General features: G+C 71.9%; 15 protein-coding genes. 5 read left to right on the top strand and 10 right to left on the bottom strand.

Features of this window, described 5'->3' with window-relative positions; translation table 11 throughout:
- Positions 1 to 7: 7 nt before the first annotated feature.
- The 8 genes from ACZ6NZ_RS10890 to ACZ6NZ_RS10855 form a co-directional block, all read right to left on the bottom strand.
- The gene (locus ACZ6NZ_RS10890; protein ID WP_465857816.1) at positions 8 to 1147 is read right to left on the bottom strand and encodes an MBL fold metallo-hydrolase; all 1140 of its coding nucleotides are present in this window, start codon (positions 1145 to 1147) and stop codon (positions 8 to 10) included.
- Between the two features lie 123 nt (positions 1148 to 1270).
- The gene (locus tag ACZ6NZ_RS10885) at positions 1271 to 2275 is read right to left on the bottom strand and encodes a serine hydrolase (RefSeq protein WP_366612494.1); all 1005 of its coding nucleotides are present in this window, start codon (positions 2273 to 2275) and stop codon (positions 1271 to 1273) included.
- Between the two features lie 112 nt (positions 2276 to 2387).
- The gene (locus tag ACZ6NZ_RS10880) at positions 2388 to 3317 is read right to left on the bottom strand and encodes an SDR family NAD(P)-dependent oxidoreductase (RefSeq protein ID WP_465857814.1); all 930 of its coding nucleotides are present in this window, start codon (positions 3315 to 3317) and stop codon (positions 2388 to 2390) included.
- Positions 3318 to 3330: 13 nt separating this feature from the next.
- Complete coding sequence (locus tag ACZ6NZ_RS10875; RefSeq protein WP_465858411.1) at positions 3331 to 4515, bottom strand: zinc-dependent alcohol dehydrogenase; 1185 nt, start codon at positions 4513 to 4515, stop codon at positions 3331 to 3333.
- A gap of 95 nt (positions 4516 to 4610) precedes the next feature.
- On the bottom strand, positions 4611 to 5552 hold the full coding sequence (locus ACZ6NZ_RS10870; protein ID WP_465857812.1) for a phosphotransferase: 942 nt from the start codon (positions 5550 to 5552) through the stop codon (positions 4611 to 4613).
- Between the two features lie 136 nt (positions 5553 to 5688).
- The gene (locus ACZ6NZ_RS10865; RefSeq protein ID WP_465857810.1) at positions 5689 to 6453 is read right to left on the bottom strand and encodes a succinate dehydrogenase/fumarate reductase iron-sulfur subunit; all 765 of its coding nucleotides are present in this window, start codon (positions 6451 to 6453) and stop codon (positions 5689 to 5691) included.
- Positions 6450 to 8387 (bottom strand): fumarate reductase/succinate dehydrogenase flavoprotein subunit, encoded by a 1938-nt coding sequence (locus tag ACZ6NZ_RS10860; protein WP_465857808.1) that lies wholly within the window; start codon positions 8385 to 8387, stop codon positions 6450 to 6452. Before ACZ6NZ_RS10860 ends, ACZ6NZ_RS10865 begins: the two co-directional genes overlap by 4 nt.
- A gap of 1 nt (position 8388) precedes the next feature.
- Positions 8389 to 9120, bottom strand: coding sequence for a succinate dehydrogenase cytochrome b subunit (locus tag ACZ6NZ_RS10855; RefSeq protein ID WP_366612490.1), 732 nt, complete (start codon positions 9118 to 9120; stop codon positions 8389 to 8391).
- A gap of 35 nt (positions 9121 to 9155) precedes the next feature.
- On the opposite strand from ACZ6NZ_RS10855, the gene ACZ6NZ_RS10850 reads away from it, so the two are divergent.
- Positions 9156 to 10088 carry a LysR family transcriptional regulator gene (locus ACZ6NZ_RS10850; protein ID WP_357228684.1) on the top strand — a complete coding sequence of 311 codons (933 nt, stop codon included), beginning with the start codon at positions 9156 to 9158 and terminating at the stop codon, positions 10086 to 10088.
- A 78-nt stretch (positions 10089 to 10166) separates the two neighbouring features.
- Here the strand turns inward: ACZ6NZ_RS10850 and hrpA are convergent, their stop codons facing one another.
- Positions 10167 to 14231, bottom strand: coding sequence for an ATP-dependent RNA helicase HrpA (gene hrpA / locus ACZ6NZ_RS10845; RefSeq protein WP_465857805.1), 4065 nt, complete (start codon positions 14229 to 14231; stop codon positions 10167 to 10169).
- A gap of 150 nt (positions 14232 to 14381) precedes the next feature.
- On the opposite strand from hrpA, the gene ACZ6NZ_RS10840 reads away from it, so the two are divergent.
- A complete protein-coding gene (locus ACZ6NZ_RS10840; RefSeq protein WP_465857803.1) occupies positions 14382 to 14768 on the top strand; it encodes a cytidine deaminase family protein in 387 nt (128 codons plus the stop codon).
- Positions 14769 to 14778: 10 nt separating this feature from the next.
- Here ACZ6NZ_RS10840 and ACZ6NZ_RS10835 read toward each other — a convergent pair whose 3' ends face one another.
- Positions 14779 to 15138, bottom strand: a complete 360-nt coding sequence (locus tag ACZ6NZ_RS10835) for a YciI family protein (RefSeq protein ID WP_465857801.1) — start codon at positions 15136 to 15138, stop codon at positions 14779 to 14781.
- 118 nt (positions 15139 to 15256) lie between these two features.
- On the opposite strand from ACZ6NZ_RS10835, the gene ACZ6NZ_RS10830 reads away from it, so the two are divergent.
- From ACZ6NZ_RS10830 to ACZ6NZ_RS10820, 3 genes are read left to right on the top strand one after another with little or no spacing between them, the layout of a single operon-like run.
- Positions 15257 to 17236, top strand: coding sequence for a multicopper oxidase family protein (locus ACZ6NZ_RS10830; protein ID WP_465857799.1), 1980 nt, complete (start codon positions 15257 to 15259; stop codon positions 17234 to 17236).
- Positions 17237 to 17296: 60 nt separating this feature from the next.
- Entirely contained in the window at positions 17297 to 18337 is a 1041-nt protein-coding gene (locus ACZ6NZ_RS10825; RefSeq protein WP_355007169.1) for a FecCD family ABC transporter permease, read from the top strand.
- On the top strand, positions 18334 to 19374 hold the full coding sequence (locus tag ACZ6NZ_RS10820; protein ID WP_465857796.1) for a FecCD family ABC transporter permease: 1041 nt from the start codon (positions 18334 to 18336) through the stop codon (positions 19372 to 19374). The genes ACZ6NZ_RS10825 and ACZ6NZ_RS10820 overlap by 4 nt, the downstream gene beginning before the upstream one ends.
- Positions 19375 to 19387 lie beyond the last annotated feature (13 nt).

Genomic DNA, 19387 nt, shown 5'->3' with positions numbered 1-19387 from the left:
GGGTGCCTCAGGCGACGGCCTGCCACCACCCGTCGACGGCGGGCGGCTCGTCTACGACGACCCGCTCGCCGGGACGGGGCACGGCGAGGCGCACGTCGCGGGCCTTGGCCTCGGCCCACAGCCGGTCCACCGGCTCGGACCAGTCGTGCAGGGCCAGGTTGAAGGTCGCCCAGTGCACCGGCACGAACAGCCCGCCGCGCAGGTCGAGGTGGGCGCTGACCGCCTCCTCCGGGAACATGTGGATCGTCGGCCAGGCCCGGTCGTACGCGCCGATCTGCATCAGCGTCACGTCGAACGGCCCGTGCTCGGCGCCGATCTCGGCGTACCCGTCGAAGTAACCGGAGTCGCCGGTATAGAAGACCTTGCGGCGTGCCCCCGCCACCACCCACGAGCTCCACAGGGTGCCGTCGCGGCGCAGCCCGCGTCCGGAGAAGTGCTGGGCGGCGGTGGCGGTGATCTCCAGGCCGGCCACCTGGTGCGACTCGGACCAGTCCAGCTCGATGATCCGTTCGGCGGGTACGCCCCAACGGTCCAGGTGCGCGCCCACTCCGAGCGGCACCAGGAACGGCGCGGACTGCCCGGCGAGCAGTGCCCGCACGGTGGCCATGTCGAGGTGGTCGTAATGGTCGTGCGAGATCAGGATGGCGTCCAGCGGGGGCAGCTCGTCGATGCCCACCGGCGGTTCGTGCAGCCGGCGGGGGCCGACCAGACCCGAGGGGGAACAGCGTTCGCTCCAGACCGGGTCGAGCAGCACCCGCCGGCCCTCGATCTCGATCAGCGTCGAGGCGTGGCCGTACCAGACGATGTTGAGCTCGTCGGCTGCCTCCGGCCCGTCGGCGCTGGGGCGCAGCAGCGGGACGGCCGCGGTCGGACGCCGCTTCTGCTTGCCGAAGACCAGCTCGCGGACTAGGTTGCGCCCCGGCTCGGCGACCATGGTGCGGGTGCTGGCCCGGTTGTGGAAGGTGCCCTCGCGGAACTGCGGCGAGCGGGCCGCCCGTTCGGCCCGCGCCCCGCTGAGTCGGCCGCCCAGCGCCGCCGGCACATCCCGGGCGACCCAGGCCAGGCCGGCCAGCGCGGCCAGGCCGGCGACGCCCCGCATCCGCCGCCCGAGCGACCGTTCGACGTCCGTGTTCTGCGCTCGTGCCATTGCCGTCCCTCCGACGTGTCCGCCCTACACGGTAGTCACCCGGACCGACCCGTGCCTCGGTGGTGGCCACGCCGGGTCGGCCGCCGCGGCGACGACCGACCCGGGACGAGGTTGAGAGCGTGTTCAGCCGCCGTTGCTGGGGCGCCGGGCGGTGATCCGGAACGTCGTGCCCACGCCCGCGATCCGGTCCACCGCCGCCAGGAACTTCGGGCCCATGGCGGCCCGGGCCTGCACCGCCGGGTGGGTCGCGCCGAAGTCCTCCGGGTTGGCCTGCCCGTCGGCGAAGAGGGCGTAGGTGAGCACCGCCGCGCCGGAGCGGTCGAAGATCACACCGGCCTCGTGGCGGGCGTCGGCGTACCAGCCGGCCTTGGTGGCGATCCGGGCCCGCTCGTCGGAGGACATGGTGCGTCGGATGCCGTCGGTGAACGCCACCGGGGAGCGCAGGAGGCCCAACAGGTACGTCGTGGAGGCGGGGGAGAGCAGCGTGCCGGCGACCAGGGCGCGTAGCAGGTCGTGCGTCTCCCGGGGGGTGCTGGTGCCGAGGAAGAACCGGTTCGGGTTGGCCACCGGCTGGACCTGGGTGTTCGGGAAGCCCTTGGCGACCAGGATGGAGTTGATCTCGGCGGCCGGGGCGACCAGCCCGCACAGCCGCACCGCCGTGTCGTCCGAGACGGTCAGCAGGTTGGCCAGCACGTGCCCGATGGTGACCAGGCTGGGGTACGCGCCGTCCAGGCTGAAGATGCCGTCGCCGCCCGGTACGACGATCGCCGCGGACACCTCGACCTGCTGGTCCAGGGTGAGCAGCCCCCGGTCGACCTTGTCGAGCACCGCCGTGGCGACGGCGATCTTGTTGACGCTGTACGCCTCGATCCGCCGGTCCGCGTCCGCCTCCACCGCTACCACCGGCGCACCGGCCGGGTCGGCGACGCTGACGTACGCCTGCCAGTTGCCGCCGGCCTCGGCGCTGTGCTTGGCGAAGACGGAGGCGACCCGACGGGCGGCCCGAGCGGGGGTGGTCGGCGACGCCTCGGTGGTCTCGGCCGCGCTCGCCGGGGCGGCGGCGCCCAGCACGGTGCCGGCGGTGGCCACAGTGCCCAGTCCGAGTGCCGTTCTGCGGTTCAGTCGCATGGTGAATCGTCTCCCCGATCGTGGTGTGCCTGAGCGCTTGCTGGCCCACCACCCTAGGCGAGTTGATCGATGCACGATGCCCCCGAATATGTCCCGAACAGTCCCGAACAGGTCAGCCGAAGCGTCGGCGCAGCACGGCGCCCACCGCGCCCACCGGCCCGGACACGAGTTGCCGCAGGTCGGGCAGGTGGCCGCCGCGTACCGCCTCGCCGGCCGGGTTCGCGGTGAAGACCGAGCCGTCGTTCGCGGCGACCGACCGTCCACTCAGGCCCGCCGCGCGCATCAACGGCCCGACCAACACGTCGTAGACCCCCGGCAGGACGGTGAAGCCGGCCCGCATCAGCACGTTGAGCCGGCCCACCGACACCTCCCGGCGAGGTCGGTCCACACAGTGCACGATGGCCCGGGCCACCCGCTGCGGTCCGGCCACCGGCGGCGGAGGTCGCCCGATGCGGCCCAGGTAGTTGGCCGCCTGCTGGTACACCGGGGTGTCCACACTGCCCGGGTTGACCAGGCACAGCCGGATCTCCGGGCTGTCGCGCAACTCCTGCTGCACCGTCCGGGCCAGACCCTGCAACCCCCACTTGCTGGCCACGTACGCGCTCATGTACGGCGCGGTGATGTGCCCGAGCACCGAACCGGTGAGGATCACCGTGCCGGCCCCGGCGGCCCGGAAGTGCCGCAGCGCCACCCGCACCGAACCGGCCGCGCCGAGCAGGTCGGTCCGGACCACCTGGTCGAAGACCCGTTGCGGCAACTCGTCGAAGCGGCCGTAGGCCATCACCGCCGCCGTGTGCACCCACACGTCGACACGGCCGAAGCGGTCGATCGCGGCCTGCGCGAGCGCGTCCAGCGCGTCCGGCTCGGTCACGTCGGTCGGCACGGTCAGCACGTCGACGTCGGCGCACTCGGCGCGTACCTCGGCCAGGGTCGTGGCGGCGCGGGCGGCGAGGACCAGGCGGTCGCCGCGCTCGGCGAACGCCCGGGCCGTCGCCCGACCGATGCCGCTGCTCGCGCCGACGATCACGACCACCCGGCTCACGGCACACACACAATCATGGTTCGAGGACGACCTTGATGCAGCCGTCCTCCTTCTTCTGGAACATCTCGTACGCCTGCGGCGCCCGGGCCAGCGGCACCCGGTGGGTACGCAGGTCCTCCACGCCCAGTGGGTCGTCGTCGCCGGAGAGCAGCGGCAGGATCTCGTCGGTCCACCGGAGCACGTGGCACTGCCCCATCCGCAGCTGGATGCCCCGGTCGAACATCTCCATCAGCGGCATCGGGTCCGCCTCGCCGCCGTACACCCCGGAGAGCGACACGGTGCCGCCGCGGCGTACCCCCTTGAGCGCGGCGTGCAGGACGGACAGCCGGTCCACGCCGGCCCGGTCGGTCATCGTCTGGGCCAGCTTGTCCGGCAGCAGGCCGACGGCGGTGTGAGCGAGCTTGCCCATCGGCGACCCGTGCGCCTCCATCCCGACCGCGTCGATCACCGCGTCCGGGCCCCGGCCGTCGACCAGGTCGATCAACGCGCCCGGCACGTCGGACAGTTGACTCACGTCGATCACCTCGATGCCGTGCCGGCGGGCCAGCTCCAGCCGCTCCGGCACGAGGTCCAGCCCGATCACCCGGCCCACGCCGAGGTGACGGCCGATCCGCGCGCAGAACTGCCCGACCGGACCCAGACCGAAGACGGCCAGGGTGCCGCCCGGCGGGGTGTCGGCGTACTTCACCGCCTGCCAGGCGGTGGGCAGGATGTCGGACAGGTACAGGTAGCGCTCGTCGGCGCCGGTCTCCGGGATCTTGATCGGCCCGAAGTGGGCCTGCGGGACACGCAGGTACTCGGCCTGCCCGCCCGGCACCGAACCGTAGAGCGAGGTGTAGCCGAACAGGGCCGCGCCCTTGCCCTCGCTGGTGACCTGGGTGGTCTCGCACTGCGCGTAGAGCTGGCGCGAGCACATCCAGCACCTGCCGCAGGCGATGTTGAACGGCACCACCACCCGGTCGCCCGGCTTGAGCCCGGTCACCCCCGACCCGACCTCCTCGACGATGCCCATCGGCTCGTGGCCCAGGACGTCACCCGGCTTCAGGTACGGCCCGAGCACCTCGTACAGGTGCAGGTCGGAACCGCAGATCGCGGTCGAGGTGATCTTCACGATCGCGTCGGTCGGTTCCTCGATGCGAGGGTCCGGGACCTCCTCGACCCGTACGTCCCGCTTGCCCTGCCAGGTGAGCGCCTTCATGTCCCTCATCCCCTTCACGCCGCCGTCTCGAAAGACTGCTACCCGCGCTCGGGCACTTGAACCGGCTGCCTGTCCCGCCCCGTCTCGGACGGAGGTCAGACACGGTCCGGTACGCCATGCCGCACCCACCGCCGGACCTGCTCGGCGGCCTGGTCGGCGACGGCGTGCCCCACCGGGCGGGTCAGCAGGTCGCTCAGCGCGAACATGTCCAGGACCCGCCCCAGGTAGGTCCAGTTCCGCACCAGGGGCAGGTCTGCCGGCTGCTGTTCGGCGAAGCCCGCCTGGAAGCCGCCCAGGAACCCGGCGGGATAGTCAGCGCCGAACCGGGCCATGTTCGCGGCATCACCGTACGGGCATCCGGAGTAACTGAACTCCCAGTCGAGCAGCGCATCCACCCGCCACCCGCCGCCCACCCGGGAGACCAGGATGTTCTTCGGGTTGACGTCGGCATGCACCAGCCGAGTCTGGTGGTCGACGCTCTCCAACGCCGTCGCGTGCGCCGCGCACAACGTCACCCAGGCACGGCGTGTCCGGCCGTCGAGTCGGCTGTCGGGAACCGCGGCCATGCACTCCTCGGCGACCTCCACCAACTGCTGCGACCAGGGACGCTCCTCCTTGACGGTGAGATCCCCGTCCACGAAGAAACCCCGTCGGTCGAACCTCGCGCCAGCGACCCGCGCGACGACCCGTCCGACCTCGGCCCCCAGCTCACCCGCCTCCGGCCGCCCGAGATCACCCCTGGCGAGCACGTCACTGAGCACGACGCCGTCCACGTACTCGATGACCATGGCGGGTCGCACCCGCCCGTCTCCGGCGGGCATGACCAACAGGACCTCCGGGACCGGCACGTACCGGCGGGCGACGTCCATGACCCCCGCCTCAACCGCCGGATCCGTTCCGCCGAACCGGGCGACCACCCGACGGTCGGCAAGCGTGAGCAGGCGGGTCTCATGAGAGAAACCGCCCGCCAACACGGATGTCGACACGACCCTGCTGTCCAGGGCCGCGGCGATCTCGTCAACTGCCTCGATCTGCATCGGCCCAGTCAATCAAGGCACCACGACATCCGACCGGACCGCCGCCGGGGCAGCCACCGACGGCCAACCCCGCGAGGGCCGAACAGCAGACCGCCGTACCCCGAGAAGAGCCCGGGGTACGGCGGTCTGGCGCAGCTCAGGAGCCGGGTGTGTTGTTCGCTCCCTTGGCGGTGGCCGTGAGGTAGTCGCGGTTGAGCCGGCCGATGGTGTTCAGTGGGATGCCCTTCGGGCAGGCCGGGGTGCATTCACCGGCGTTGGTGCAGCCGCCGAAGCCGGCCTCGTCGTGCGCGTCGACCATGCCGATCACCCGGGTGTACCGCTCCGGCTGGCCCTGCGGCAGCAGAGAGAGCTGGGTGAGCTTGGCGGCGGTGAAGAGCATGCCGGAGCCGTTCGGGCAGGCCGCGACGCAGGCGCCGCAGCCGATGCAGGCCGCCGACTCGAAGGCGGCGTCGGCGTTGGCCTTGGCGACCGGGGTGGAGTGGGCCTCGGGCGCGCTGCCGGTCGGCGCGGTGACGTAGCCACCAGCGGCGATGATCGTGTCGAAGGCGCTCCGGTTGACGACCAGGTCCTTGACCACCGGGAAGGCGCTGGCCCGCCACGGCTCGATGTCGATCGTCTCGCCGTCGGAGAACTGCCGCATGTGCAGCTGGCACGCCGTGGTGCCGCGCTGCGGTCCGTGGGCGTCACCGTTGATCATCAGGCCGCACATGCCGCAGATGCCCTCGCGGCAGTCGTGGTCGAACGCCACCGGGTCCTCGCCAGCGAGGATCAGCCGCTCGTTGAGCACGTCGAGCATCTCCAGGAACGACATGTCCGGGGACACGTCGTCGACCGGGTAGGTCACCATCCGACCCTTGTCCTCAGGGCCCTTCTGGCGCCAGATGCGCAGGGTCAGGTTCACTTGTAGCTCCGCTGCGTGGGGTGGACGTATTCGAACTTCAGGTCTTCCTTGTGCAGCACCGAGGGCTCGCCGTCGGCGGTGAACTCCCAGGCCGCCACGTACGCGAACTTCTCGTCGTCGCGCTGCGCCTCACCGTCGGGGGTCTGGTGCTCGGCCCGGAAGTGGCCGCCGCAGGACTCCTCGCGGTGCAGGGCGTCGATGCACATCAGCTCGGCCAGCTCGAAGAAGTCGGCCACCCGGCCGGCCTTCTCCAGCGACTGGTTGAGTTCCTCGCCGGTGCCGGACACCTTGACCCGCTGCCAGAACTGCTCGCGCAGGGCACGGATCTCGTCGATCGCCTTGCGCAGCCCGGCCTCGCTGCGCTCCATGCCGCAGTGCTCCCACATGATCTGGCCCAGCTCCCGGTGGAACGAGTCCACGGTCCGGTCGCCGTCGACAGCGAGCAGCCGCCGAATCCGGTCCTCGACGTCGGTGCGCGCCTCGATCGCCGCCGGGTGGGTGGCGTCGACCTTGTCCAACCCGCCCGAGGCCAGGTAGTTGGCGATGGTGGTGGGCAGCACGAAGTAGCCGTCGGCGAGGCCCTGCATCAGCGCCGAGGCGCCGAGCCGGTTCGCGCCGTGGTCGGAGAAGTTCGCCTCGCCGATCACGAACAGGCCGGGGATGTTCGACTGGAGGTCGTAGTCGACCCACAGGCCGCCCATCGTGTAGTGCACGGCGGGGTAGATCCGCATCGGCACCTCGTACGGGTCCTCGCCGGTGATCCGCTCGTACATCTCGAAGAGGTTGCCGTACTTGGCCTCGATGGCCTTGCGGCCCAGCCGGTCGATCGCGTCGGCGAAGTCGAGGTAGACGCCGAGCTTGGTCGGCCCGACGCCCCGCCCCTCGTCGCACACGTTCTTCGCGGCGCGGGAGGCGATGTCGCGGGGGACCAGGTTGCCGAAGGAGGGGTAGATCCGCTCCAGGTAGTAGTCCCGCTCGTCCTCCGGAATGTCCTTCGGGCTGCGGTCGTCACCCTTGGTTTTCGGCACCCAGACCCGGCCGTCGTTGCGCAGCGACTCGCTCATCAGGGTCAGCTTCGACTGGTGGTCGCCGGAGACCGGGATGCAGGTCGGGTGGATCTGCGTGTAGCACGGGTTGGCGAAGTACGCGCCCTTGCGGTGCGCGCGCCAGGTGGCGGTGACGTTGCAGCCCTTGGCGTTGGTGGAGAGGTAGAAGACGTTGCCGTAGCCGCCGGAGCCGAGCACCACGGCGTCGGCCATCTCGGTGCTGATCTCGCCGGTGACCATGTCCCGCACGACGATGCCGCGGGCCTTGCCGTCGACGAGGACCAGCTCCAGCATCTCGTGCCGGGTGTTCATCTCCACGTTGCCCAGGCCGATCTGCCGCTCCAGTGCCTGGTACGCGCCGAGCAGCAGCTGCTGGCCCGTCTGGCCCCGGGCGTAGAAGGTGCGCTGCACCTGGGCGCCACCGAAGGAGCGGGTGTCCAGCAGGCCGCCGTACTCGCGGGCGAACGGCACGCCCTGGGCGACGCACTGGTCGATGATGTTGACGGACACCTCGGCGAGCCGGTGCACGTTCGACTCCCGGGAGCGGAAGTCGCCGCCCTTGACGGTGTCGTAGAAGAGCCGGTGCACGGAGTCGCCGTCGTTGCGGTAGTTCTTCGCCGCGTTGATGCCGCCCTGGGCCGCGATGGAGTGCGCCCGGCGCGGGCTGTCCTGGTAGCAGTAGGACTTGACGTGGTAGCCCTGCTCGGCCAGGGTCGCGGCGGCGGAGCCGCCGGCCAGGCCGGTGCCGACCACGATCACCGTCATCTTGCGGCGGTTGGCGGGGTTGACCAGCTTGGCCTCGAAGCGCCGGGTCTCCCAACGCTTCTCGACCGGGCCGGCGGGTGCCTTGGTGTCGGCGATCGGGTCGCCCTCGGTGAAGAGTTCCATGTCAGGACACCAATCCGGTGAGTACGGCGAACGGAACCACCAGGTACCCGGCGCAGAGCAGCACGGCGAAGACCAGAGCCGCGGTACGCGCCCGGCGCTCGCCGCGCGGCGTCTGCTGGCCGAGGCTGCGGAACGCGCTGAACGCGCCGTGGCGCAGGTGGAAGCCCACCGTGACGATGGCGAGGGTGTAGAAGAGCGTGACGTACCAGCGCTCCGGGGCGAAGTCGGCGACGACGTTGCCGTACGGCTTGCTCTCGTCGCCGACCGGGTTCAGCGTGCCGGTGGTCAGGTCCAGCAGGTGGTAGATCACGAAGAGCAGGATGATCACTCCACCCCAGCGCATCGTGCGGGCCGCGTAGCTGCCGTTGACCTTCTTGCGGTGGGCGTACTTGACCGGGCGGGCGGCGCGGGCGCGCCGGGCCAGCACGGTGGCGGCCACGATGTGGGCGACGACCGCCACGACCAGCACGGTGCGCAGGATCCACAGGAACCAGACGCCGGGCAGCAGTGGCTTGCCGATGTCGCGCAGCCAGTGCGCGTAGTGGTCGAACGAGGTCTCCCCCGTGAACACCTTCAGGTTGCCGAGCATGTGGGCGATGAGGAACAGCGCCAGCAGGATGCCCGTCACCGCCATGACGGCCTTGAGACCGACGTTCGAGCGGATGGGCGACCGAGTCTTCGTGATTACCACAGGACCGACGCTAGGAGCACTTCGATCAGTCGTCCAATGCATCAAACTCGTAGTGTTGATAGCCGTAAGCTATGTAGATGCAGCTCCATCAGCTTCGGTACTTCGTCGCGGTGGCCGAAGTACGACATTTCACCCAAGCCGCCGATCTTGTCGGCATCACCCAGCCTTCTCTCAGTAAGCAAATTCACGCTCTGGAGGCCGACCTCGGAGCCCCGCTGTTCGAGCGGGTAAGGGGCAACATCGCCCTCACCGCGGCGGGTGAGGTGCTGCTGCCGTTGGCCACCCGGATCCTCGCCGACGTGGAGACCGCGACCCGGGAGGTCCAGGAGTTGGTCGGGTTGCGGCGGGGCCGGGTCCGGCTCGGGGCCACCCCCAGCCTGGCGACCTCGCTCGCCCCGCCGGTGCTGCGCCGGTTCCGCGACGCGCACCCCACCGTCGACCTGCGCGTCGAGGAGGGAGGCTCGCAGGACCTGGTCCGCGACCTGCTCCGCGGCGACCTCGACCTGGCCCTCATCATCATGCCGGCACAGGGGGCCGACCCGGGGCTGCGGGTCGACCCGATTCTGCGGGAGAGCCTGGTGGTGGCCTCGGTGGGGGAGGTGCCCACCGCGTCGACGACCGGGGAGCTGCGCATCACCGACCTGCGGGACCAGCCGATGGTGATGTTCCGGGAGGGGTACGACCTGCGCGACGCGACCATCCAGGCGTGTCGAGAGGCGGGCTTCGAACCCACCTTCGCGGTGGACGGCGGCGAGATGGACGCGGTGCTCAGCTTCGTCGAGGCCGGACTCGGCATCGCTCTGGTGCCCGGCATCGTGTTGGCCCGCCGGCCGGGCGTGCGGATCACCCCGCTCGCCCCGCCCGGGGTGCGGCGGACCATCGCGGTGGCCCGCCGGCGCGACGTCGTCCCCACCCACGCCGGTCGGGAGCTTCGGCGCATCCTGCTCGACTACATCCAGTCGGCGATCAACCTCGGCGAGCTGCCCCCCGGCGTCGAGCCGCTGACCTGACCCGCCGGGGACCGCCGCCGCGAGGAGGCCGAACGGGGCCGCCGCCGCGATCAGATCGGCGGCGGCCTCCGGCCCGGATCAGCGGCCCTCGGCGTCGTCCATCGCCCGGTAGATCCGCTGCTCGGAGACGGGGTACGGAGTGCCCAGCGCCTGAGCGAAGACGTTCACCCGCAACTCCTCGATCATCCAGCGGATCTGCCGGACGGCCGACTCCTGGCGGCGGGCCGGCGACAGGTTGGCCAGCAGGTCGGCGTACTCCTTCTGCACCACCGCGATCCGGTCCTGCTGCTGGCGGTCGCGCTGCGGGTTGCCGCCGAGGCGCTCCAGTCGACGCTCGATGGCGGTGAGGTAGCGCAGCAGGTCGGGCAGGCGCGCGTACCCGGTTTCGGTGATGAAACCGGCGTGCACCAGCCCGGCGAGCTGGTTGCGGATGTCGGCCAGCGCCGCCACCACGGCGAGGTTGCGGGTCGCGCCGAGCCGCTGCTCGACGGCGTACGCGGCGGCGAGGACCTTGCGGACCCGGTCCATCACCTCGACCACCGTGTCGACCAGGTCGGCGCGGACCTTCTCGCGCAGGGCCGCGAAACCGTCGGCGTCCCACGCCGGCCCGCCGGCCACACCGATCAGCCGGTCGATGGCGGCGCCCGCCGCATCCTCGATCAACTCCTGGACGCCGCCGTGCGGGTTGCGGCTCAACGCCAGCTTCGCCTCGTTGTCCAGCCGCCCCTGCAGGAACCGCGCCGGGGACGGCACGGTGAGCCGCAGCAGCCGGCGGGTGCCGGCCCAGTGCGCCGCCTCCGCCTCGGCGGGGGAGTCGAACACCCTCACCCCGACCGTGGCGCCCTCGTCGACCAGCGCCGGGTACGCGGTGACCGCGTAACCCGCACGGACCTGCTCGATGGTCCGGGGTAGCGTGCCGATGCTCCACTCGCGCAGCCCGGTGCGGGCCACCTCCGGCGCGGCGGCCGCCACCACCTGGCGTACCTCCTGGCGGAGTTGGCGTTGCAGGGCCGGCAGGTCCTTGCCCTCGGCGACCGGCTTCTCGTCGTCGCCGAGGACCCGGAACGTCACCCGCAGGTGCGCCGGGAGCTTGCCCGGCTCCCAGGCGTCGCGGGGCACTGTCACTCCGGTCATCCGGCGCAGTTGCCGGGTGAGCGCGTCCAGCAGCGACTCCTCGCCGGGAGTGATCGCCGCCAGGGCGGCCCGGGCGTAGTCCGGCACCGGGACGAAGTTGCGGCGGATCGCCTTGGGCAGCGAGCGCATCAACGCGATGACCGTCTCCTCGCGCAGCCCCGGCACCTGCCAGTCGAAGGTCTCCGCCGGCACCTGGTTGAGCAGCGGCAACGGGATGTCCACTGTCACGCCGTCGTCCGGAGTGCCCGGCTCGAACCGGTAGGTCAGCGGCAGGCTCACCCCGTGGGCCTGCCACTCGTCCGGGTAGTCGTCCTCGTCCACCCCCGGTCGGCCGTCGTTGATCAGCAGGTCGCGGGTGAAGGTGAGCAGGTCGGGTTGCTCGCGGCGGGTCTTCTTCCACCAGCTGTCGAAGTGCCGCCCGGAGGACACGTCGGCCGGGATCCGCTGGTCGTAGAAGCCGAAGATGGTCTCGTCGTCGACCAGGATGTCCCGGCGTCGGGCGCGGCTCTCCAACTCCTCGATCTCGGCCAGCAGCCGCTTGTTGTCCGCCCAGAACTGGTGGTGCGTCTGCCAGTCGCCCTCGACGAGGGCGTGCCGGATGAACAGCTCCCGGCTCAGCGTCGGGTCGATCCGCCCGAAGGTGACCTTTCGGGAGCTGACCAGCGGGACGCCGTACAGGGTGACCTTCTCGTAGGCCATCACCGCGGCCTGCTTCTTCTCCCAGTGCGGTTCGCTGTAGCTGCGCTTGACCAAGTGCTGCGCCAGCGGCTCGACCCACTCCGGCTCGACCCGACCGGCGATGCGCCCCCACAGCCGGGAGGTCTCCACCAACTCGGCGGCCATCACCCAACGCGGCGGCTTCTTGAACAACGCCGACCCGGGGAAGATCCCGAACTTCGCGCCCCGCGCCCCCAGGTACTCGTGCTTCTGGGCGTCCTTCAGGCCGATGTGCGACAACAGGCCGGGCAGCAGCGACTGGTGCACCTTCGGGGTGTCGATCTCCTCCGGCAGGTCCGAACCACCCCGGCGGCCCCGGCCGGCGTCCGCGTCGTCCGAGCTGTCGCGCGCCGGCCGCCCACCACGCCGGTCGCCGTCGGCCGGGGTACGCAGCACCTGGCGCAGTTGGCTGACGATGTCCTGCCACTCGCGGATCCGCAGGTAGTTCAGGTACTCCGCCTTGCACATCCGGCGGAACGCGCTGGAGGACAGCTCCCGCTGCTGCTCGCGCAGGTAGCGCCACAGGTTGAGGTAGGCGACGAAGTCCGACTCCTTGTCGGCGAACCGGGCGTGCGCCTGATCCGCCTGGGCCTGCTTCTCCGCCGGCCGCTCCCGTGGGTCCTGGATGGAGAGCGCGGCGGCGATCACCATCACCTCGGTGGCGCAGCCGTTGCGTTCGCCCTCGACCACCATCCGGGCCAGGCGTGGGTCGACCGGCAACTGGGCCAGCCGCCGGCCGAGCGCGGTGAGTCGCTTCGCCGGGTCGGCCTCGGTCGGGTTCAACGCGCCCAGCTCGTGCAGCAGGTTGACGCCGTCGGTGATGTTGCGCTTGTCCGGCGGGTCGATGAACGGGAACGCGGCGAGGTCGCCGAGCCCGATCGCGGTCATCTGGAGGATGACCGACGCCAGGTTGGTCCGCAGGATCTCCGGGTCGGTGAACTCGGGCCGGGAGGCGAAGTCCTGCTCGTCGTAGAGGCGGATGCAGATGCCGTCCGAGGTACGGCCGCACCGGCCCTTGCGCTGGTTGGCCGACGCCTGGGAGACCGGCTCGATCGGCAGCCGCTGCACCTTGAGCCGACTGGAGTAGCGGGAGATGCGGGCGGTGCCCGGGTCCACCACGTACTTGATGCCGGGCACTGTCAGCGAGGTCTCCGCGACGTTGGTGGCGAGCACCACCCGGCGCGAGGAGTGCGCGGCGAAGACCCGGTGCTGCTCGGCGGAGGAGAGCCGCGCGTACAACGGCAGGATCTCGGTGCCGAGCAGCGATCGCTTCTTCTGCACCAGCTTGCCCAGCGCGTCGGCGGTGTCCCGGATCTCCCGCTCGCCGCTGAGGAAGACCAGGATGTCGCCGGGGCCCGCGGCGGCCAACTCCTCGACGGCGTCGCCGATCGCCTGGATCTGGTCGCGGACGGTCTCCTCGTCGCCGTCGCCGTCCTCCTCACCCTCGGCGAGTTCGACGAGGGGCCGGTAGCGCACCTCCACCGGGTAGGTACGCCCCGACACCTCGACCACCGGGGCGGGCACGCCGTCGGGCTCGTCGGCGGTGGGTGGCCCGGCGAAGTGCCGGGCGAACCGGTCGGTCTCGATGGTCGCCGAGGTGATGATCACCTTGAGGTCGGGTCGTCGGGGCAACAGCTCCCGCAGGTACCCGAGGATGAAGTCGATGTTGAGGCTGCGCTCGTGTGCCTCGTCGATGATCAGCGTGTCGTACTGGCGCAGCATCCGGTCGGTCTGCAACTCGGCCAGCAGGATGCCGTCGGTCATCAGCTTCACCAGGCTGCGCTCGCTGACCTGGTCGGTGAAGCGCACCTTGTAGCCGACCACGTCGCCCAACTCGGTGCCCAGCTCGTCGGCGATCCGGTCGGCCACCGTCCGGGCGGCCAACCGGCGGGGCTGGGTGTGCCCGATCAGGCCGTGCACCCCGCGCCCCAGCTCAAGGCAGATCTTGGGGATCTGGGTGGTCTTGCCGGAGCCGGTCTCGCCCGCCACGATCACCACCTGGTGATCGCGGATGGCAGCGGCGATGTCGTCCTTGCGCTCACTGACCGGCAGACCCACCGGGTACGTGATCACGGGCACCGCCGCCTGCCGGGCGGCGAGCCGCTGCTCGGCCCGGACCAGGTCGGCGGTGATCTCGGTCAGCGCCGCCTCCCGACGCTGCGGGTCGCGCAGCTTGCGGGCGCCGTCCAGTCGCCGCTGGAGCCGGCGCTGGTCGCGGAACATCAGAGGTGTGAGGCGGCGGTGCAGCTCGCGAACGGGGTCGGACGCGACGGAGGCGGTTGGATTCTGCATGTCGTGCCCAAGGATAGGCAGCCCGGCGGCGCAGCGCCCCTGGGTTACCGAGCGGCCGGCTTCCCGGTGGCTGCCTCCGGTCCCCTGACGCTCACGAGCGCGCCCTAGAGTTGGCGGCCGACGTCGAGCGTTGGGGGAGCCGTGCTGGAGATGCGTGACACCGACCGCGCCCTGGTGCAGGCCGCCACGGCGGTCTCCAAGCTGCGCTGCCGCAGCCAGCACCACACTGTCGCGTCGGCGGCCCGGACCGCGGACGGGCGGGTCTTCACCGGCGTGAACGTGCAGCACGCCACCGGAGGGGCCTGCGCCGAACTCGTCGTGATCGGCACGGCCGCCACCCAGGGCGTCACCGCGCTGGAGACGATCGTCACCGTCGCCGACCGTGGCCGCGAGGTGGTCGCGCCCTGTGACCGGTGCCGGCAGGTGCTGCGGGACTACTTCCCGGACCTGCGGGTGGTCGTCGGCCCGGTGGACGCCCCGCGGGTGGTCCCGATCGGGGAGTTGCCGGCGGAGACCGACAGCGGCTCGGCCGGCTGACCGGCCCGGGTCAGTCCCCGGAGGCCGCCTCCAGCATCGACTGCGGCACCGGCACGCTCTCGAACCGCAGGGTGCCCTCCGGAAGCAGCCATGACGTGACCCGCGCGACCAGGCGACCGGCCCGCACGGCGGGGTCGTTGGCGAACAGCGTGCGGGCCTCGTCCGGGGCGATGGACAGCACCACGAAGCCCCGCAGTTGTTCGTCGTCGGGATGCAGGAACGGCCCGGCCGCGAGGACGAGGCCCTGCTGCACGAGCCCCGCCTGGTGGGCCAGGTGCGCGTCCCGCAGCCTGTCGATCGCGTCCTGCAGCAGCTCCGGCGGATCCGACGGTCGGGTCAGCAGGACGACCGTGTGCTGGTCGAATCGCATGCCCACACCCTATGACGCGAATGTCCCTCTTCTGGGTGTCATCCGCCATCTGTCCGTCCTGTGGTCGTCCGCGAATCCCATTCTCGTATCGGGGTTCGCGGCGATTGGGAGGTGCGGCATGGTCACCAGACGTCGGCTGCTCGCGGCTGGTGCCACCGGCGGCGCGGCGGCGCTGATCCCGATGGGCTGGGCGGCCTCGGGCCGGGCGCTCGCCGCGGTCGCGCCGCTGGACGCCCGGGACCTCCCGAAGTACGTCACGCCGCTGCGGATCCCCCCGGCCATGCCGACGGTGGTCGGCGAGCCGGAGCGCGACACGTACGAGATCGCGGTGCGACAGTTCCGCCAGCAGATCCTGCCGCCCTCGTGGCCGCGCACCACGGTGTGGGGTTACGGCTCCACCGCCCACCCCGGCAGCTTCGGCTACCCGGCGCCCACCATCATGGCGCGGGTCGGCCGCCCGGTGCGCGTGACCTGGGTCAACCAGCTCGTCGACGACCGGGGCGACTACCTGCCGCACCTGCTGCCGGTGGACCCCACCCTGCACTGGGCCAACCCGGCCGGTGGTATCGAGCACCGGGACCACCACGGGCAGTGGGACGGCAGCCCGCAGGGCTATCGCGGCCCGGTGCCCCAGGTGGTGCATCTGCACGGCGCGCACAGCACGCAGGAGAGCGACGGACACTCCGAGGCGTGGTACCTGCCGGTGGCCCGTGACCTGCCGCCCGACTTCGCCGTGTCCGGCAGCGCGTACCGGGAGTTCCGGTCCCGGTTCGCCGAGCGGTCCGGCCTGCGCTGGGCGCCCGGCTCGGCCACCTTCGAGTACGCGAACGACCAGCGGTCGTGCACCCTCTGGTACCACGATCACGCGCTCGGGCTCACCCGGGAGAACGTCTACGCCGGGCCGGCCGGGTTCTACCTGCTCGGTGGTGGGGACGAGCTGCCGCGGGGAGTGCTGCCCGGCCCGGCGCCGACCCGCGACGATCCGCCGGACGCCTCGTACCACGACATTCCCCTGATGATCCAGGACCGCAGCTTCACCGCCGACGGTGAGCTGCGCTATCCGTCGAGGTACTCCGGCGGCGGCGACGGGCCACCGACCTGGGTGCCCGGGTTCTCCGGCTCCACGATCGTCGTCAACGGCCGCACCTGGCCCACGTTGACGGTTCAGCGTCGGCGCTACCGGTTCCGGCTGCTCAACGGCTGCAACAGCCGGTTCCTGCTGCTCAGCGTGGCCGCCCACGCCACCGCGCGGCCGGCCCGGCCGGTGCTGCCGGTCTGGCAGATCGGCAGCGACGGCGGTCTCCTGCCCGAGCCGGTGCCGCACGAGCGGGTGCCCCTCGGCCCGGCCCAGCGGGTCGACGCGATCGTCGACTTCACCGACGTGCCGGCCGGCACCGAGCTGTACCTGGTCAACGAGGGGCCGGACGGGATGTACGGCGGCGGTCGGCCCGGGGTGGACTTCGACCCCGCCGACCCGCACACCACCGGACAGGTGCTGCGCTTCGTGGTCACCGACACGGCCGGCGCGGATACCAGCGTGCCACCGGAGCAGTTACGGCTGCCGGCACACCCGCGGCTCGGCCCGGCCCAGCGGGTACGTCGACTGTCGCTCAACGAGCGGATGTCCGGCGGATCGATGATCATGCTACTCGGCGTGCTCGACGAGCGCGGCCGGGGTCTGCCGTTGCGCTGGAGCGACCCGGTGACCGAGCAGCCGTTGCTCGGCGACACCGAGGTGTGGGAGGTGCGCAACTTCACCCGGCACGTGCACCCGGTCCACCTGCACCAGGTGCAGTTCGAGCTGCTCGGCCGGGGAGGCTCGGGGCGGTCCCTGCCGGGCCCGGGGGACCGGGGGTGGCTGGACACGGTTCTCGCGTACCCGTGGGAGGTGACCCGCATCAAGGCGCGCTTCGACCTGCCGGGTCGCTACGCATGGCACTGCCACCTGCTGGAGCACGAGGACAACGAGATGATGCGACCGCTGAACGTCCTGCCGCGCGGCGGCGCGTCGGCCGGGGACGGCGGCTCAGGTGACGTCCCGGAGTCGCCACGGGGGGTGCCGGAGGTGCCGGATACGGCATCGACCGACGCCGGTTAGGCACCTTTTCGCAGGTCGGCTAAGGTTAGGCGAACCTAAGCCCGATCGTGCAGGAGATTCGTGACCGCCCTCGCCAGCCGGCCGACCCGTAGTCGGGCCAGCACCCGCACCGGGCGTCGGGTGACAGTCACCGTCGGGGCCGCGCTGGTGCTGCTGCTCACCGTGCTGGCCAGCTTCGCGCTCGGCAGCCGACAACTCGGCGTCGACCAGGTCTGGCACGCGCTCGTCGCCCCTGACGGCAGCGACGCCAGCACCATCGTCCGGGAGTTGCGGATGCCCCGGACCGCGCTCGGTCTCGCTGTCGGGCTCGCGCTCGCCGTTGCCGGGGTGCTGTTCCAGGCGCTCACCCGCAACCCCCTCGCCGAGCCGCGCATCCTGGGCATCAGCGCGGGCGCGTCGTTCGGGGTGGTGCTCGCGATCTCCGTCTTCGGCGTCGGCACGCTCGCCGGGTACGTCTGGTTCGGCATCGCCGGGGCCCTGATCGCCGGGCTGCTGGTCTTCGCCATCGCCACCCGCGCCCGCGAGGGCGCCAGCCCGGTCACCCTCGCGCTGGTCGGCGCGGCGCTCGACGCCAGCCTGGCCTCCGGGGTGTACGCGCTGCTCAGCATCGACGCCCGCACCTTCGAGGAGTACCGCTTCTGGGTGGTCGGCGGGCTGGCCGGACGGGACCTGTCGGTCGCCGCGCAGGTGCTGCCGTTCGTCCTCGTCGGGTTGGTGCTCGCCGCCCTGGTGGCCCGGGGCCTGGACGCGCTGGCGCTCGGCGACGACGTGGCCCGTGGTCTCGGCCACCGGATCGGTCTGGTCCGCCTCGGCGGTGGCCTCGCCGCCGTGCTGCTGACCGGTGCCGCGGTGGCCGCCGCCGGACCTGTCGCGTTCGTCGGGCTGGCCGTGCCGCACCTGGCCCGCGCCCTGGTCGGCGCCGACCACCGCTGGACGCTCGCCGTCTCCGCCCTGCTCGGCCCGGCGCTGCTGCTGGCCGCCGACATCGCCGGTCGGCTGGTCGCTCCGCCCGGCGAAATCCCGGCCGGTATCGTCACCGCGCTGATCGGTGCGCCACTGCTGGCCGTGCTGGTCCGCCGCGCCCGGGTGGTGACAGCGTGACCACCGCCCAACTGCCCGGGCGGTCGCTGCTGCGGCTCGGCCCGGTCAGCCTGCTGATCCGCCGACGCGCGGTGCTGGTGGCCGCCGTGCTGACCGTGCTGCTCCTGCTGGCCGTCGTGCTCAGCCTCTCGCTGGGCACCCCGTACGTCGCCCCGGCCGACGTGCTGCGTGCCCTCTCCGGCGCCGGCACCCCGTACGACCTCGTGGTCTTCGACCTGCGGCTGCCCCGGGTCGTGCTGGCGGCCGTGGCCGGCGCCGCCTTCGGCGTGGCCGGCACGCTGATCCAGAGCGTGGCCCGCAACCCACTCGCCAGCCCGGACGTCATCGGCATCACCCAGGGCGCCGGCCTCGCCGCGACCGTGGCCCTGACCAGCGGGATGGCCGCGGTGCTGGTGGCGCCCACCGCGCTGGTGGGCGGGTTGCTCGCGGCGGTGCTGCTGTTCGCCCTCGGCGCCCGGCACGGGCTGGCCGCGCAACGGTTCGTGCTCGCCGGGGTGGCTGTCGCGTTCGGTTTCCGGGCGCTCACCGAGGTGGTCATGCTCACCGCCGACCCGATCGACGGGCTGCGCGCGCAGATCTGGCTGATCGGCACCCTGGCCGGCAAGGGCTGGACCGAGGCCGCCTGGATCGCCGGCACACTGCTGGTGCTGCTGCCGGTGCTGGCCTGGGCCGGCTGGGCGCTGAACAGCACCGCCCTGGACGACGACACCGCCCGGGGAGTCGGGCTGCGTCCGGTGGCCCGCCGGGTCGGCCTCGCCGGCGCCGGCGTGCTCGTCGCCGCGATGGTCACCGCCCAGGTCGGCGCCGTCGACTTCGTGGCGCTGGTCGCCCCGCAGGTGGCCCGTCGCCTGGTACGCGCCGAACGCCCACCGCTGGTCTGCGCGGCGTTGCTCGGCGCCCTGCTGCTGGTGCTGGCCGACCTGGCCGGTCGGCGCCTGTTCGCACCCACCCAGCTACCCGCCGGTGTGCTGACCGCCGCGATCGGCGGCCCGTACCTGATCTTCCTGCTGCTGCGCGGCCGGCGGCGGTCGTCGTGACGCCTCAAGGAGT

The sequence above is a fragment of the Micromonospora sp. NPDC047756 genome, from assembly GCF_055587245.1.
The sequence above is the reverse complement of the archived record's forward strand: the minus strand, read 5'-3'. Positions and strand labels throughout refer to the sequence as shown.

Coding starts and splice junctions, on each gene's coding strand:
- ACZ6NZ_RS10870 (WP_465857812.1), bottom strand. CDS start 5,552: ATGCAGATCGAGGCAGTTGACGAGATCGCCGCGGCCCTGGACAGCAGG.
- ACZ6NZ_RS10890 (WP_465857816.1), bottom strand. CDS start 1,147: ATGGCACGAGCGCAGAACACGGACGTCGAACGGTCGCTCGGGCGGCGG.
- ACZ6NZ_RS10855 (WP_366612490.1), bottom strand. CDS start 9,120: ATGCATTGGACGACTGATCGAAGTGCTCCTAGCGTCGGTCCTGTGGTA.
- ACZ6NZ_RS10885 (WP_366612494.1), bottom strand. CDS start 2,275: ATGCGACTGAACCGCAGAACGGCACTCGGACTGGGCACTGTGGCCACC.
- ACZ6NZ_RS10830 (WP_465857799.1), top strand. CDS start 15,257: ATGGTCACCAGACGTCGGCTGCTCGCGGCTGGTGCCACCGGCGGCGCG.
- hrpA (WP_465857805.1), bottom strand. CDS start 14,231: ATGCAGAATCCAACCGCCTCCGTCGCGTCCGACCCCGTTCGCGAGCTG.
- ACZ6NZ_RS10835 (WP_465857801.1), bottom strand. CDS start 15,138: ATGCGATTCGACCAGCACACGGTCGTCCTGCTGACCCGACCGTCGGAT.
- ACZ6NZ_RS10850 (WP_357228684.1), top strand. CDS start 9,156: ATGCAGCTCCATCAGCTTCGGTACTTCGTCGCGGTGGCCGAAGTACGA.
- ACZ6NZ_RS10875 (WP_465858411.1), bottom strand. CDS start 4,515: ATGAAGGCGCTCACCTGGCAGGGCAAGCGGGACGTACGGGTCGAGGAG.
- ACZ6NZ_RS10860 (WP_465857808.1), bottom strand. CDS start 8,387: ATGGAACTCTTCACCGAGGGCGACCCGATCGCCGACACCAAGGCACCC.
- ACZ6NZ_RS10840 (WP_465857803.1), top strand. CDS start 14,382: ATGCGTGACACCGACCGCGCCCTGGTGCAGGCCGCCACGGCGGTCTCC.